General features: G+C 47.2%; 3 protein-coding genes and 1 pseudogene. All 4 read right to left on the bottom strand.

Annotated elements, in window-relative coordinates; translation table 11 throughout:
• Positions 1–3: 3 nt before the first annotated feature.
• A pseudogene (locus WC772_01420) lies at positions 4–1,074 on the bottom strand (recombinase family protein).
• Entirely contained in the window at positions 1,071–1,256 is a 186-nt protein-coding gene (locus WC772_01415) for a MerR family transcriptional regulator (protein MFA6169416.1), read from the bottom strand. Before WC772_01415 ends, WC772_01420 begins: the two are co-directional and overlap by 4 nt.
• Before the next feature lie 945 nt (positions 1,257–2,201).
• Positions 2,202–3,098: a PorV/PorQ family protein gene (locus WC772_01410; GenBank protein MFA6169415.1), complete on the bottom strand. Its 897-nt coding sequence runs from the start codon at positions 3,096–3,098 to the stop codon at positions 2,202–2,204.
• A gap of 116 nt (positions 3,099–3,214) precedes the next feature.
• On the bottom strand, positions 3,215–16,192 hold the full coding sequence (locus tag WC772_01405; protein MFA6169414.1) for a FlgD immunoglobulin-like domain containing protein: 12,978 nt from the start codon (positions 16,190–16,192) through the stop codon (positions 3,215–3,217).
• Between the last annotated feature and the right edge of the window lie 113 nt (positions 16,193–16,305).

Below are 16,305 nucleotides of genomic sequence, written 5' to 3'. Positions count from 1 at the left end.
CGATAGAATCACCATTTCTAAAACTTCTTCTCTGATCGCTCCAGTCCCACATCTTACATGTCGCTGTTGATGGCCACCGCAACGATACCAGGTTTTGCGTTCACCCGTCCGATGATTAGCTATATTTGAAACCCCGAAGAAACGATAATTGCACTTTTCGCAATAAAGTAATCGACTAAAGGCAAATTTACTTTTTTGCACCCTGCGAACAGGCGCAAGGTTGTTTTCGTTTAATAGTTTCTGGACCTTCTCGAAATCTTCTACTGAAATAATCGGTTGATGTTTTCCCTTGGCAACTATCCATTTTGAAGAATCGTTCTTAACATATTTATGCCCTTTGCCAACTTTCTGCTTTTTATCGTAATGGTACTTATTCCAAACAATCTCACCGATATAAATACGATTTCTTAATATGTCTCTTATATATTTTTGGTAAAAATACCGACCCACCCTTGTTTCATGCTTACTTTTATTCAGATATTCAGCGATATCGGTCGTACTTTTCCCTTCCAGATATAATCTGTAAATCAAGCGAACAAGGTTGGCTTCCCGCTTATTGATCTCTAATAGCTTCTTTTCTTTGTTGTAAGCGTAACCGGTCGGACAATTTCGGGAACCATGCCAGTTCCCGCCTTGAATACTTTTAACCATACCAGGGAAAACTCTCTCGGCCAAACGATTCCGTTCAAATTCAGCAAAACTGCCAAGCTGTTGAAACATCAACTTTCCAGCAGAGGTGGTGGTATCAAAAGGTTCGGTAGCAGACTTAAACCCTACCTCATACGACTCCAACTGATCAACAAGCCCAATTAGGTCCTTGAGTCGGCGGCTGAAACGATCAATTTTATAAACGATAACCAGCTCGAATTTCTTCGCCTTGGCATCTTTGAGAAGTTTTTGCAAAGCGGGGCGATCGGTAGTGCCGGCACTAATCCCCTCGTCCGAATAGACCTCGAACACTTCGCAATCCTGCTGTTTAGCGTAGTTAAGAAGATATTCCCTCTGAACTTCAAGAGAATACCCCTCGCGAACTTGATCTTCGGTGCTAACTCGGGTGTAGATGGCTGTTTTCATTTTATTGCTGATTTCCATTTCATAATTTTCTTAACATCAGCTTCGGTAAATACCGGATAATCACGATAATCCCTTTTTGGTTTAACCCAACCCTTCTTTATCCACTTATAAATTGCTTGCCGCGTAACCTTAAGCTCTTTCGCCAACTCAGTCATATTGTAAATAATTTGCTCTTTTGCCATACGCAATAATAGTTTAATTGTGTTTACAGTTGTTGTCAATACAATTCTGAATGAGGCCTGCAGTGCGGCGAGCCAAAGGATGAGCAGGAGTAAAAAGCGAGCCGCGGGCAGGCCGTACAATAAATGCCGCAAAAAGCGCCGCCGCCGCGTCCCGAATTGTCCCTTTTTTTTATTCCCCGTTCAACAAGCTGAATTTAGAAGAAGGAAGTGCAATAAATGGCAACAGAAAAGGAAAATTCGCGCCGATATTATATCAAGACCTATGGATGGCCACTTGGCCTGAAGTTTACCATAAGCTAAAAGCCGCCCTGGAATTAATTTTTAAGCTCTCATTAATTGACCAAGCTACCGGCTAAGATCGCAACATCCCTATATATTTTTACCTTGCGCGCTGCTGCTGCCTGCTATAAAGCGCTAATAACTCATTATTGCTTTTATTTGCTGAACAGCATCCGTTCTCCTTCCTTAGCAAACAAAACCAGCGTACAGCTCATTTATTCAGCCTTTGAGAAGAAGTCTCAAGCTCTTTGCGCCATGATTAATGATCAGCGTTCCTGCCCCTTCAGTTTTATTTAACGCTCATATTAAGCAGGAGGTAAAAAATAGCGGTCGTTAATTGATTTTATCAAAACCGTCCTTCCCATAGTTGGCCTTTTACCGTCGGGAGAACTCCCGCCCGCCGCCTCTTCGAGGCATTGCCTGCCTTCCAGCGGCCAATAACCAGCCAGAGCTGTTTGGCGGGCTTAGCTGGTCATTTTCCCCGCTAACCGCAACCCGCTCCGTCACCTTTCAAGCCACGAACCATTTGCTACCCCCTCCCTTTCCCTCCGCTTTGAAAAAAAAGGGGTGGTAACTCGGGATAATGACCCAGCAAAAGAGAGGTAGAGGTAATATTCCGCCAAGGCCCGCCTATGGCGGCTTCTGGCGGGAAGAGGCTAGAGGGCGTTACCAAATCCCGCTTAAAGAGATCCGGTGAACATTGTTCGAGGAAAAATTTGCGTCTTGAACATAGCCATAATCGAGCCTGGCGTGGCCAACGGTAAAGCCAACGCCAGCGGTCAGGCCGCTGGAATTATATCCGGCTCGATAAGCAATTCCCCCTTGCGCCCACTCAAAGCCGGTCACAACCTCCGGAGAATAACCTGATTTAACAGTTTGGCTGATATCAACCGCCACCCGGCTTTCGGACCAAGGAAGCCAGCTCAAGCCCAGCCGCGCCTTGGGCGGAACGTTTTCGACCGTCCCGGTCCCCCACTGCTGGGTATTGATCAGTTCGTCGATCTTGAGACCAAGGGTCAAGTGACAAGGGTCAAGGCGGAGCATTATCCCGGGGGTTAATGAGTAGCCCCAGCCGCTCCCACCACTGATCCCAAACATCTCGGAACTTAGATACTTGGCAGTTAGACCAAAGGCAATATGGTCGTTCAGTTTTTTTCCGTAGGAAAGAAGGTAGGCGCTAGAAAAGTAGCTGAACAAGCTAATATTCTGAACTTCATTGTGAATATCAACCTCGCTAGAGGTCTGGGCGATATTTCCCAGCCCAACCTGAATCCAGGAAAGACCGATCGTTCCACCCAGAGCCGGAGTCACGTAACTTAGGTAATAATGATCGGCGTCGGTCGAAAGTCTGGTTTGACTGCTGGTTATCTCCTGGCTACTAATAAAACCCAAACCAGCAGGATTCCAATATGGGGCGTCGGCATTATCGGCAACCGCAGTGAAAGCGCCCCCCATGGCCAGCGGACGAGCGCCGACACCGGCATTGAGGACGGCGATGTCGGCACCAGATTGACCAATCGCATTAGCGGATGTAATAATCAATAACCAAGAAACAATAACCAAACAAATTCTAAATCTCAATAACCAAGAAAATAGTTTAGAGATTGAAATTTGATTATTGGTTATTGATTGGTCATTGTATCTTGTACCTTGGTTATTGCGGCATGTATCTTGGCAATTCATTTGAGCACCGCTATTTTCCCTCTCCCGCTCACGGTCTTATCACCTATCCGCGCCATGATTTCGAACGGATAGATCCCGTTGACGACCAGATCCCCTCGCCCATTCCGCCCATCCCAGGAAACATCGTTATACTTCTGCCAGACGCTCATCCCTTCGCCATTGGTCGTTCCGTCAAGTTCGGTCACCAAAGAACCGGTTATATCGTAAATCCTAATCCGCACTTCATCGGCGTCAGCCGAGAGCCGGTAGCGGATCTTGGTCTGCTCCCGGTTCGGATTGAATGGGTTTGGATAATTGGTCACCCCTACCAAGGTCAGCTCCGGTTGGATACGGAAGCCCCAGGTCTCCGAGGTCGCCGAATTGGTTGGAGAAAGTGCCGTAACCTTCCAGAAGTAGTCGGTATTCCGCTCTAAGCCAGGATCAAACTCATGGATGGCGTAGTTAAAGGCGTAGAGATTACTATCAGACTTATCTTGTGTCCCTGTCCCGGCCGCTTTGCTGAAAGTCTGGTGGTCGATCGTAAAGCTATCGTTCTTCGCAACCTCGACCCGATATTCGGTGGTATCCGCCTTATGGTGTTGCCATTCAAACGCAGGGCGGATGTTTTGGACATCCTGGCGATCTTTAGCGGGCGCAAGGAGGGATGGAGATTCGAGGGTCGCAATCGCCATTATTCCTTTTTTAATCGCGCTTGCTCCTAATTTCGTTCCAGTACTGGGGGCAAAATTAACCGGGATTTTCTGGAAATAGATTTCATAAAATTGTCCAACATTAATTAACCAAGCAATATATGAGTCATTCGTGTTTTCAGCACAGATAGCGGCAGAGATCGCGTTCCCACCACTATACACTTTTATTGGGCCATATGTATCGTTGCCAATGATTCTTTTATAATAAACATTCCCATTTGTTACAGAAACAACATGTTGGTAATTTCCAACCGCATAATTAGTATATTTCGATCTTGCTACCGTCCTTGGCTGAACTGGCGCATTAGGAAGATTAATTTGATACTCTTTGCCACAATTTTTCTCGTAATATGAAGGCCCTTGCTGCCATTGCAAAACTATATCAATCTGTACAATATCAAAACCTGTTAATTCGGTATTATTAAGGTTGTAAAGCAGTCGTTGATTGTCTTGCAAATTTATGCCGAGGCTAGCCGTTGCCGCGTTATTGCCAACCACATCTACAGCGCCGATCTCGATCGAATAACTCCCTTCATTTTCGTAATCACCACTAATATTGGTCCCATCCCACAAGACGTAATAACTGTTGCCGCCACTACTGTAAATAGGCAGATATTTCACAATCTGTCCGTTATATCTAACCACCGAAGAAATGTTCCCAATCGAAAAACCACCGCTTGGCGCCGGATCGGTCGCGGTAAAATCAATTCTGCCGCTGCCGTCGACATAAGGGTTAAAGGTGATCGGTGAAACCGGAATAATCGTAATAACCGGTTGAGTATTATCAAGCCTAATGGTTATCTTCTTCTCCGCGTAATTGCCAACTTCATCGGTCGCGGACAACCTTAAATCATAATCACCGTTTAAAGCAGTCGTGTTCCAGGCTGCCAAGACCCCGCTGACTGGACAATTCCCATTGGAAATCAAAGTCCAATTATTGGTATTGGCAATGGCGTATTCAAGCTTGTAAGGTCCGGGATTGCTGTCAGAGGCACTGCCGCTGATATTTATTGTCCCTTTATACCATTGGCTTGGCGTCGGGCTAGTTATATCGACCGCTGGAGGGGTTTTATCAACAAAGACCCGATAATAAGTATCGTTCCCACCTAGTGGCTTATAAGCGCCATAGCCGGTTTTTCTGGAATCAAAAGCATTGCCGGCCGCGTCGGTCGCGGTAAAATAATAGTAATAATAACCATCAAGTCCTGTCGGCACCCATTCCTGATTAATAACAAGATCACCGGTTTGCGCGGGAGTAACCGTCGCGCCAAAGGTTTTAACAACACTGCCGCCGGAATTCACGATCTTTATCTGCCAATTGTTTATGCCGGAAATTGTATCGGCTCCGCCATTGAAATCAGCCATGCCCCCAAGCAAACTGGTTGTAGGGCTATTGATAGTAACCGGTTGAGGCTGGACTACCGACTTAATAACCGGCGCGGCAGAATCTAAGACAATCTGATCGGCAAAAACAGCGGTCGAATAGTTCCCAGCGTTATCCATTAATCTTACCCGCACCGTTTTGGTCCCATCCACAGCGGGAAGGAGCCAGGCCTTACCCAGCGTTGAATAATCTTCCCAGGAGGACCAGCTTGCGCCGTCGTTGCTAAAGCTCATTTTATTGACCCCGGAAGTTGGCTCACTAGCAGAAGCAAACAGCTCAACAGTTGGCGAACTAGTAAATTGCGGATTCCCGCTGCCAATAACGACTACTCCATCGGGAGGCAAAGTATCAACTTTTACATTTGCCGACTGGAGAACCGAACTATTGCCGGCCTCATCATAGGCCATAATTTTCAAGGTATATTCTCCATCAATAAAGCCGCTTCCATTGGCACTGCCAACATAGCCGGTCACGCTGGACCCATCCCAATCAATCGAATAATTACCATTTACCTGCCAGGCATCAGCCGTTAAAGTTTTTACCAACGCACTCCCACTATAAGCTCCAATCACAACTTTAACTTTGCCGGAATTATCGGCAACCTCATAGCTACAAGTGGTCGTTTTAAGGCTCGAATTCGTCCCGCCCGGAGCAAAGAAATATGGAGCAGCCAAAACATTCTTAACCTCGGGCAAAGTGTTATCAACAGTTACCTGGCCGATCAGCAGTGGTTGCTTATTCCCCGCATAATCCTGAAGCTCAACCGCCAGCCAGTAATTGCCATTTGGAGAGTAGGCGCCGCCATCAGCTTTCCCGTCCCAATCTTCCCAGGAGAGTGTCCCCGATTGAGCAACAGCGTCAGGTGTAATAGTCCGAACCAGGTTAGCCATAGCACTGTCGCTATAAACCTTCACGGAATACTTGCCAACTGGTTTGGTATTAACGGTTACCCCCATCGCCTCGATCCGCTCCGCCGCTTCAACCGTCGCCGGTGCCAACGAAAGATCAATCATAAAGTAGAAACGAGCCCGTTTTTGGGCCAGCTCTTGACTGTTGCCGTTCGGCGAGATGGCGCGGGGATCGGGATTGTTGGTCACCGCAAGTGTCGCCAGTTCAAGCTGTTCTGGAGTACGGAGAGTCAAAACATTGTTCTGGATCCAGACCGTTCCGCCCCACTTCCGGAGGGTAGTATTTCCCAAGGTATCTGCTCCTTCGACAATGAAAGCGTATTTACCGGGATCGGCATAAACTCCGCTAGCCATCTTTCCGTCCCAATTAACCTGGTACTGCTGGCCACCACTCTGCCACTGGCCATTAACCAGCGTAGCAATTAGATTGTCAGCCGTGAAGTCAGTTCGCTGGTAATCTTTCTTGCCGTCAATCTTATAGACTTTGACCGAAACCAGTGTATCTTCGGTCAGCTTGTAATATAGAGTTGTGCTGCGCGGCCGGTCGCTCCCATCTGGATTAGCATTGGTCGAAAAGCTTGACGGATTGGCGATCATCCCCGCCTCGCTGGAGATAACAACTTCCGGGTTGGTGACGTCAACCGCAAAGTCTTTGGTCAACGAAGTAACCGTCCCCAGCGAGTCTTGAATAGTGATCCGGGCGTAATATTTACCGGTTGTTAAAGATGAACCGATAGGCAAGCCCGGCGCGTCAAAATTACTCTTCCCGTCAAAAACATACGTATAGGTACCGGGAGCGCGCTCTAAACCGGTTTGATAGAGAAGGTCACCATTCGCCGCCAGGATCGCTAGTAGGACCTGGGGCTCTCCCGGCACGTTATAAAACGGCGGGTAATTGATTGAATAAGTTATCCCCAGAGTTTCATTAACCCCATCGCCATTAGGAGAAAACGACTGGGCACTCAAATTGAAGTTGGAAGTGATCTTCCCTCCCGCGACTTCGAGCTTGCCAGCAACCTCCTGCTTAACACCATCAGCATCAACCGCAGAAACCTGGTATTGATAATCGCCGTCGGAAACATACGTTTCAACGGATGAAAGGACCGTTGATTTCCCATCCCAATAGAATGAATTGCTACCGGCGGATTGCTCGTCATTATCCGCCAAGCGCTTTACACTGGTCCCGGAGGAGTTAGCAATGTTCACGTTAACTATGTAAGGAGCCCTGCCACCGCTAAGCTTATAGGCAATCCGGGTGGTATCGGTATGACCGTCGCCGTTGGGGGTAAAGATCGCCGGATCGGCCAGGTGATCGGTGATCTGCAGTTTCGGCGGCAGGAAAGAGAATGGGACCGTCGCGGCCGCTTCGTTTTGCGCCCGGTCAACCGCTGAAACCATTACTTGCCCATCGCTGCCAACTATTGCCGCACTAAATGACAATTGGTGTTCTCCGGCCGCATTAGCTTCGCTGGACATTAAAACAACGATACTACCATCAGCCTTAACGACTGAAACATCGACTTTGGCCTCTTCCGGGATCGAAAAGATTATTGTTCCTTGTTTGCTGGTATAGTCGATTTGCAGTGGTTGGAGAATCACCGTTGGGCTGGTGTTATCGATCCGCACAGTATTAGTCGCTTCCGCCGACAAGCCGTCACCAACCGCTTTTATCTTAATGGTGTATGAGCCATCAACCGCTTTGCTGGCGCCATCAAGATCGCCACTCCAGAACAGCTGATGTTCGCCCTTCCCCTGAACAGACTCATTGAGCAGGTTTTTAATAACCTTGCCCCTTTCCCCAACAATCGCCGCAGTAACTTTCAAGTCGTCCTGGGCAAGATAGTATTTAATGATCGTCCCCTTTGCCGAGGAAAATGGATCGGGCTCGAAAAAAACGTACGGGATAAGGGTCGGCGCCCGATCAACAACGATCTGTTTGACCTCCGATGAAACAGTATTGCCAACCCAATCTTCCGCGTAAATAAAATATGAATAGTTTCCGCCAAGGAGTTCATTGCGATTCCCCCGGCCATCCCAGGACCACTGCCCAACCGACGGAACCTGCGACTGAACGTCGCGGTTCCTATCTGTTGTTGGATAAGTAAACTTCTCCGTTTCCCCTTCAGTATTCTTAAAGAGACCGCCATCTTCGCGGTATATCCCCAGGCTTACCGTCACCGGCTCGCTAAACTTATACCAGAAACTAGTTGCATCCTTTACCCCATCGTCATTGGGGGTGAATGGATTGGGATCGGCGGTTAAGCCCAAAACCTTTGGCGGGGTGAGATCAATTATAGTTTTAACCATGATGTTATCGGAAATATTCCCCGCCTCATCGATCGCGTAACCAACCACAGAATATCCTCCGTCTATTGGATTAGAAGGATTCGGGACCTGGGAATAAAGAGTCCAAAGGCCGGTCGCGTTATCCCGACGATATAGTTTAAAGCCTTCTTTCGACCAATTGACCTTGAGCTCTTTTCCAGCCAAAAGCGGCGCGTCAATATTGATTAGGTCGTTCGAATCGCTCTTAACTCCTAAGTATATCTTCCCTTTTTCATTCATCGTCAAAAGGTAATCGACACTGTCATATTTGCCGTCGCCGTTAGGCGAAAAGGCGTAAAGATTTGGAGCAATGCCAACCGTTGGCGGGATTGTGTCTTTCGTTACCATAACGTCGCCGCAAGTTAAGATCTCTGAATTCCCTTGAGGGTGCGCGGTCACATAAATGTAGCTGGCTCCTTCTTGAATCAGAGGAACATTTTCAATCCGGAAATTCCCTTTCTCGTCAGCCGTTATCTCATCAAGGCTATTAATTTTTGAAGTGTCCGAGATTGGCTCTTTCGAAACCTTAAGACCTAAAACCGAACCCGGTTCCGCCGTACCATAAATAGTGACGCTATTTTTATTGGTAATATAACGATCAGCCAGAACGATCGGCGCGGAAAGTTTAAATTTACCAGGCAGAAGCGCGTAAGTTGAAAAATGGTCAAGCGCGGCGTAGAAAACGTAATGCTTTTCACCGTTATTTTCTTCGATCGTCTGCTGGTTATCGGAAACGATCTGCAGGTCTCCCGCTTCGGTCACTTGATGGATGTTCCAGGGGAGGTTTTTAGGCTCTCCTTCGCCATTCCAAGCCCCCAGTTCTTTCAATTCGTCAAAAGTGTAAACGAAACGGAGAGTCGGCCGCAGATCAACCCCTTCGAGGGAGCTAACCGTAAATTTCCAGGAAGGCTTGATCTCAACGATCGGCCCGGAGGTTAGGATGATCGGCTTGTTACGGAGCTTGATCTCTTTCATGGTCACCGGAGTGACCGTCGCCAGCTGATCACGGTTGCCAAAAGCATGGGGCGGGAATTTCAGCTGGGCCCGTTTATATGTGCTCCAGGCGTCTCCCCCATCGTCTTTTTTGATCAGGGTCCCGATCGAAACGTTTTGAGTTGAAATGTAACTGCCGGCACGGAGCATAACCGTGTATTCGCCGTTCAAGCGAGAGACGTTCCACCAGGCGAGGCGCCCGCTGGTCGGAGTCTCATCAAACGATTGGGTGATCGACTGCCAGCTCTTACCATCATAATAGAGGAGTTCGTACGGGCCGGGAGCCGAACCTTTAATCTCGACATAACGGGCTTCTGAAGCGTCAATTTTCAGCTTAAGAGAAAGGGCATCGTCTAACCGCTTTGCGCCAGTCGTAACATTTTCGAGGGCGACATCTTTATTGACCGCGCCGCTTTTATCTTTAACTATGACTTCCCAGCGGTCGATCTCAAGATTGGGGTTATCGACCGGGCTATCCTGGTTGTCCGGTTCCCACGGGTGTTTTTTCAGGAAAGTGAATCTTGCCGCTCCAGTCGATTTATAATCATCAACAATCTGGTAAGCGGAAGAAAGTTTAATCAACCGCTTGGACCGAAAAGCATCGGGATTCAAGATCAGCGCAGGGCTCTTGACGTAGCCGCGGTTAGCGGCCAGATTGGTATCATCTGCGGTCGTCCAAGGAAAGCCGTTGATATCCTGATCTTCGGCCTTAACTACCGCGCTGAGAGCTGAAGAAGAGAGCATAAGCTTGATCCCTGGAGTATTGCTTTCGACTTTGAAGGATTTATCGTAAACATAGCTGGGCAAAGGCATAATCTGATCGACGCTCCGGCTAGTTACCGGGTTCTGGGTTGAGCTCCATTCCCCTCTTCTGGTCGCTTTGTTGTAATGAATCTGGCCGCCGGAAACCTTGCTATTATTTTGGTCGATTTTCCGTTGGTTGACTTGTGATGGATCAAGCGTCCAGAATGTCCCATCAATCGTTGGCGCAGTATAATTCTGAGGTTCACCGCCGTAATCCTTGTCCAATCTTTTTCGCTGCGTTTCCTGAGTGGCCAGAAAGGCTGTATATTCACTCTCCCGCCACGGCCAACTGAATTCAAAAGGCGATTGGGGGTTGCCGTCCCCGTGATAGGTAAGATCGGTGTGGACCTTAACTAAGCTCGAATCATTGGTATAATCAAAGCCGGATTTGCTTATATTCGCCTGATCCGGATAAGTAATCGGGACAAATTCATAGTATCCGTCAGAAAGATAGCTATCATAACCGACTGAAGAAGCAAGTGCGTCTTTGTAGCCAAGCAGATTGGCTTGTTCGCTCATTTCTTTTAATTTTTGGCTTCGTTTTTCCCAAGTTAACCCTGCCAATTCCGCTTCGATCTCGGTTTTCGGTTTATAAGCGACATCAGGCTTGGCACTAGGATCATCAAAAAACAATTTCCCTGGAAAACCTAAGCCACGATTGATGTCGGTTAAATACTCCGAAAAATCTTTTTGTTTCGCTTCATTGGCCCTGACAAACCCAAACCAAGGGACAAAACGGTTGGTCAGGCGGGAATAGGCAATAGGAGCCTCAAGTTTAATGGTTAAATTTACCTGATAAGTGCCGTATGTTTTATCATATCGATTTCCGCCAGACACTAAGGTTCCATAATGAGATTCTCCATTGCTTCCGCTATAGGCCGTTCTAAATATGCCTTTGCTAGTTGGCTTTTCTTGACTTACAAGAAGCCAATCAACATTTTTATCCAAGATAAATCCTGAATTTTTTGTGTAGACTTCAACCTGGACATCAACAGCGTCGATCCCGCAACCAAATTTATCTTTATTGTAATAATGATCATTTTCATTTTGGGGCCACCAATTATAACTGTCAAAATTGAATGTATAATTTTTTACCTGATCCCCTACTTTAAAAACGGTCCCTACTCCAGCCCCACTAGGAAGGCTATCAACAGCAATCCATTTTTCCTCAACCCATTCCTTGGTTTCCCTTCGCCACTTCATAGGATTCCAAAACCTACCTAATGCCCAATAATCTTCAGCCCCCAAATAATGATTCCAAGCATGAATCTTGAATATAACTTTTATTTTCGTATCAACTTCATTAAACCCTCGATGCATCAGGCCGGCGAACGACACATACGGATAAGCGGTCAGCTTTTGCTTCCCTTGAGCGGACAGAGTATATGTAAGATCTTTTACTGGATGGTAATTGCCATAACCCTTAGCTTCAAAATATAACGGTGATTCTCCGTCTGCTAAACGGATCTTTTTCAAGCCAAGTCCATCGTTATAATCAACCTCCTCGCCAATCGGTTCAAGTTTAACCAAGGCTTCATTTCTGGCAAAAGAGACAACTTTAATTCCACTAATCGTTTCGGTGCGGTTTCCGGACCCGTCTTTCGCAGCGGCAGTCAGAATAAGTTTATAAGTGCCGCCGGTCACTACCTGGGTCGAGTCGTTATCGGGATAATTCCCGGTCCAAACCAAGGAAAGGGGATTAGTTGGGAGAGTCCCTAGGCTCTCTTTCCCGGCGGCCAAGCTGGCAACAAAATCGCCATTCTCTTTCTGAACCTGCGCGGTTATAAGAGCATCTTTGGAAACATTGTAAAAAATGGAAACCCGGTCAGGAACTGAAAGAGAACTAAACTCTTTATTGGTCGCCTCTTTAATCTTCAATTCAAACGGCGTGGTCACATTAACCACCGCTTCGGCAGAGGCCAGTCCCTGTCCATCCACCCCTTCGGCAATCACTTTGACAATGTAGCTCCCGTTATCAACATAAGCTCCTGTATCCAAACGACCATCCCAGTCAATCCCGGAAGGAGGCTGACCAGCAATCGAAGAAGAAGTCTGCCCCATTCCAGCAAGGCTAACCAGTCGCTGGCCGGCGACATCAATCACCAACGGCAGGTATTGCTGGGTTTGTTTGGTTATCCCAAGGTAAACATTATCAGCGTAGATCGAAGGGGAACTTGGGTCCTCATCAAGCTTGGGGGTGATCATCAGCTGGCCGCCATCAGCGGTAAAATCGAAGCCTCCTTCACCACCGGAAAGTGTCTTATTCCAACTGATCATGCTCCCACTGGAAACAGAAGAGTTGCCACCAGTTATGTTAACTGTTCCTCCCATCGCGATCAAATTACCGCTGAACTTATGACTTGAACCATCGGCCGACCAGCGAATATGGTAGCCAGATTCGTCGCTCCAGATAAAATAACCAAGGTCGGTCCCCGCCTTATAATCAGGTTTTCCGATAAAGGGGGCGCCAAGAATATTGGGGAAATATTTAAAATAAACAAGCTTTTCGTCCTGCGATTTGAGAATCTCCACATAGACATTGGCCGACTTGACGCTATTAATGAAGCCGATCTGAAGTTTTACCGAATCGTCGGCTTTAAAGTCTACAGTAGAAGCCAGCGGCTTGAGCTTAACATAAGGAGCAGTCATGGCTGATGCGCGAAATGAACCATTATTAACCTTTATTAGTCGTGTGACCGCTAAAGAGTCGCCGTTTTCTTCATCAACTACAACTAGGATGGTATAGTCACCATTTTCCAGCCCATTGGTATTGAGATAAGCCAGAGTGGCATCATTCTGCAATGGCCGGAGAGAGATGTTTGAGGCGCCGCCGCCTCTATTGATCAAGGGAACTTCGATGGCGGAAAAAACAAGCTCGGAAGCCTGCGACAAGATCGTCGCGGCTTCCATTTTTGACTTATCGCCCCTGGCTAAATAAACCCGGTACTGCTTGAACGGTTTATCGTTTGACCAGTCGGGGTCCATGGCGGTGCCGCGGATAGCGACCAACCCGGAAATTTCAGCCCCATCTTCCGCCGGGAAAGAGAGGCTAGGGGCGATCCCGTCTTTGACACAGGAAGAATACGCGGTCGCGGTATTACCGACATCATCGGTCGCGGTGATTTGGAATTTATAGGCTCCTTTCGGTAGATCAGAAACAGAATGCCAAACGATCTTATTTTCTTCTGTTAACGATGCCGGAGCCTCTTCATAGGCATCGGCCAGCAGGCCAGTACTAGCATTAAATATCTTAACTTTAACCCCTACCCCCTCCCCCTTATCTCCCAATCCATTCTCCCTTAAATTGTACGTCAGTGTCGTTTTATAAGCATTAGCGCCAATATTGGTAAGAACATATGGATTAGCGATCTGCCCCAAAATGGTTGGCGGAGTACGATCGATCCGGACCGCTTCAAGGGTACGGGGCGCACTTTCGTTCCCGGCCTCGTCACGAGCAATCACTTCGACCCGATAGATCCCATCTTCAGGCCCAGGAGCAAAAGAATTGTTATAGGGCCAGGCATAAGAAGCAAGAAAGCTATAAGTTGTAAGTGTTGAGGAAGAGGTTCCCGCTTGAGCCAAATACGCTGTGGTCGTCTTATTCGATAAGTTATTAAGTTTGATTACGACTAACGCTTTCTCACTAACTTCGGCGTTCATTTTTAATTCGTTGGTATTTGAGGTCATGGGGTTTGGGGTCAAAGCGACTGGCCCAACCTTTGGCGGCGTAGCGTCAATAATTAACGGCGTTTCGGCAACGGCAACGTTACCGGCCAGATCAAAAGCTTTAATCTTAATTTTGTAACTGCCATCGAGAAGAGAGACATCAAGGGATCGAGGATCAAGAGTAAAATAGTTTTCGCCTTTAGAGAGAGAGTCAGCGGTCGCAATGGTAGTTACCAGGGTATCATTCTTATCGTAGAGATCACAGCGGACAAAGCGGAGGTTGGGAGAAACTTCATCGGAAACGGTATAGCGAATCGTCGTTGGTCCGCGCGGGCTATATGGGGCTAAGGGTTCGATCGAGATCGTCGGAGCGGTAGTATCGACATAAAATGTCCAGAGCCCCTGGGCAACCCCGACATTTGATTCCGCTCTGACGGCAACATTATGCTCCCCATCACTTAAGCCATTGGCTTTATAACTTGCTTTAGCCCAGGGGTGGTAGGCTTCCATGCTCGATTCAACCTGCGGGGCTACTTCTTCTCCGTCAAAGGTCATCCCTTTGATCGTAATTTTCTCCGAATCGTAATCCCCGGTATATTCCGATTTATTGAACTCAACCGAGATCTCGGGATTGGCAGTGGCAACGTAATATTCCGGCAGAGGCTTAAACTGGCTCGGCTGCATCGGAATGGTATTGAGGATGATCTTAAGGAGTTGGTGGGATTTAATCCCAACCCCGTTCTCGGAACGGATAGCAAGTATATTTTGCCCTTCGGCAAAGGGCAGATCATCTAATTCAAATTCTCCCGTTTCTTGGTCGACACCAGTTATCGGCTTCCAGGCGGCAAAATTAAATGAATATTCGAATTGTTTCATCAACCTGGGAATGAGGTAATTAAGCTTCCCAGCGATTCGCTTTGGCGGCTTAGTCACAGTCATCTGCGTTACATACATTCGTTGGCCATCGAGAGTCATTGGAATCGGCAGATTAGTCAGTCCGGTTGGATTTCGGTTTTCTACCGCGCTTTTAACTTGAACAGAGTGGTAACCGCTCGGCACCACTACGCTTGTGGTAAAAACTTTAACCGTTTTCGCCTCTAAAGTGTTAGCGTCATTAGTAGCAGTCGTTTGCAAATCATTAACAGTAAAAATAGCTTCTGTATCTAAAATTGCTTTTTCGATTACATCGTACTGTCTTAACATGGTATTAGTATGCGACCAAGTTGTGGCCTGCAGTTCAGGCGTAAAAGCATTTACCCTTTCCATAAAAGACAATAACAGCCCATATTGGCAACCAATTGCAATCGGTGTCTTCGCGGGCTCCGGAACAAATTGCGTGCTTAAGTAATAGGCCGCGACAACCACTTCAAATTGACCTGGGAATTGCGTTTTCAAATAATCATCAAATCCACTTTTAAGTAAAACGGGATAAAAGTTGGCGTTTCGCAAGGCCCGTGTTGATTTCCCCTGATATAGCCCCTTTGCGCTATCAACCGGCACCGCGCTATCCCCATCATCGGAAAAGACAAAAGCCGGATTGCTTTGGATTAAGGCCAAGAATTTCGCCTGTTCGGTTGGTAATTTAGCAAAATTCCCCGAGCCAAATACAGTCAACAGCTCACCCATAAACCCATTATAAAAGCTTAATTTCCCATTCTCTGCGGAGTCGGAAATCTCATCAAATACATTTTTTCCTGCGCCAAAGACCTTTCCCCACTCACCAGGAGTAGTTGTTATCGTCCCGGAAAGATTTTTGACACCGGCAATCAGGTTCGAGCGGTTAACATCACTCAAAGAATATTTTATCCCCTGCGTAACGATCCCCCCAATTGCCGAATCTCTTACATTAGGTAGCGGGGACCCCTGTCCGTAGACCACACTATAGAGGGGTTCGTTGCCATCGTCAGCCAGTTTCGCGTCAAGGAGTTTTGGGAAAAAGACCCCCATCATCATCTCCGGCATTAATTCGTATAATCCTGGATCCTGATAACAAGCTCCCGACCCTTTAACTAATGACGCACCACCTGGTCTCTCTTCCGTATGAATTAGCTCATTAATATTTAATTGAAAGCTAGCTCCTTTAATTCCAATTTGAGCAGTCACATTATCCAGCATGACTGGCCCATTCAACGTCCAATAAGCATATTCCTTGGCGATCTTGTAGGTCTTTCGGGGATCAAGGGCAAAATTAGTCGGGTTTTTCAACAACGCTTCCCACAGAACATTATATTCATTGGCTTTAGACCACAATTGAAGATCCCAAAATATGCCCTGCGGCACCATCCCTAAATATGCCAAATCACTGCCCGTAAATGGCG

It is taken from the genome of Candidatus Margulisiibacteriota bacterium, from assembly GCA_041661965.1.
Lineage (GTDB): Bacteria > Margulisbacteria > WOR-1 > O2-12-FULL-45-9 > XYB2-FULL-48-7 > XYB2-FULL-45-9.
This window is presented reverse-complemented; position numbering and strand designations above follow the sequence as displayed.

Coding starts and splice junctions, on each gene's coding strand:
- WC772_01415 (MFA6169416.1), bottom strand. CDS start 1,256: ATGGCAAAAGAGCAAATTATTTACAATATGACTGAGTTGGCGAAAGAG.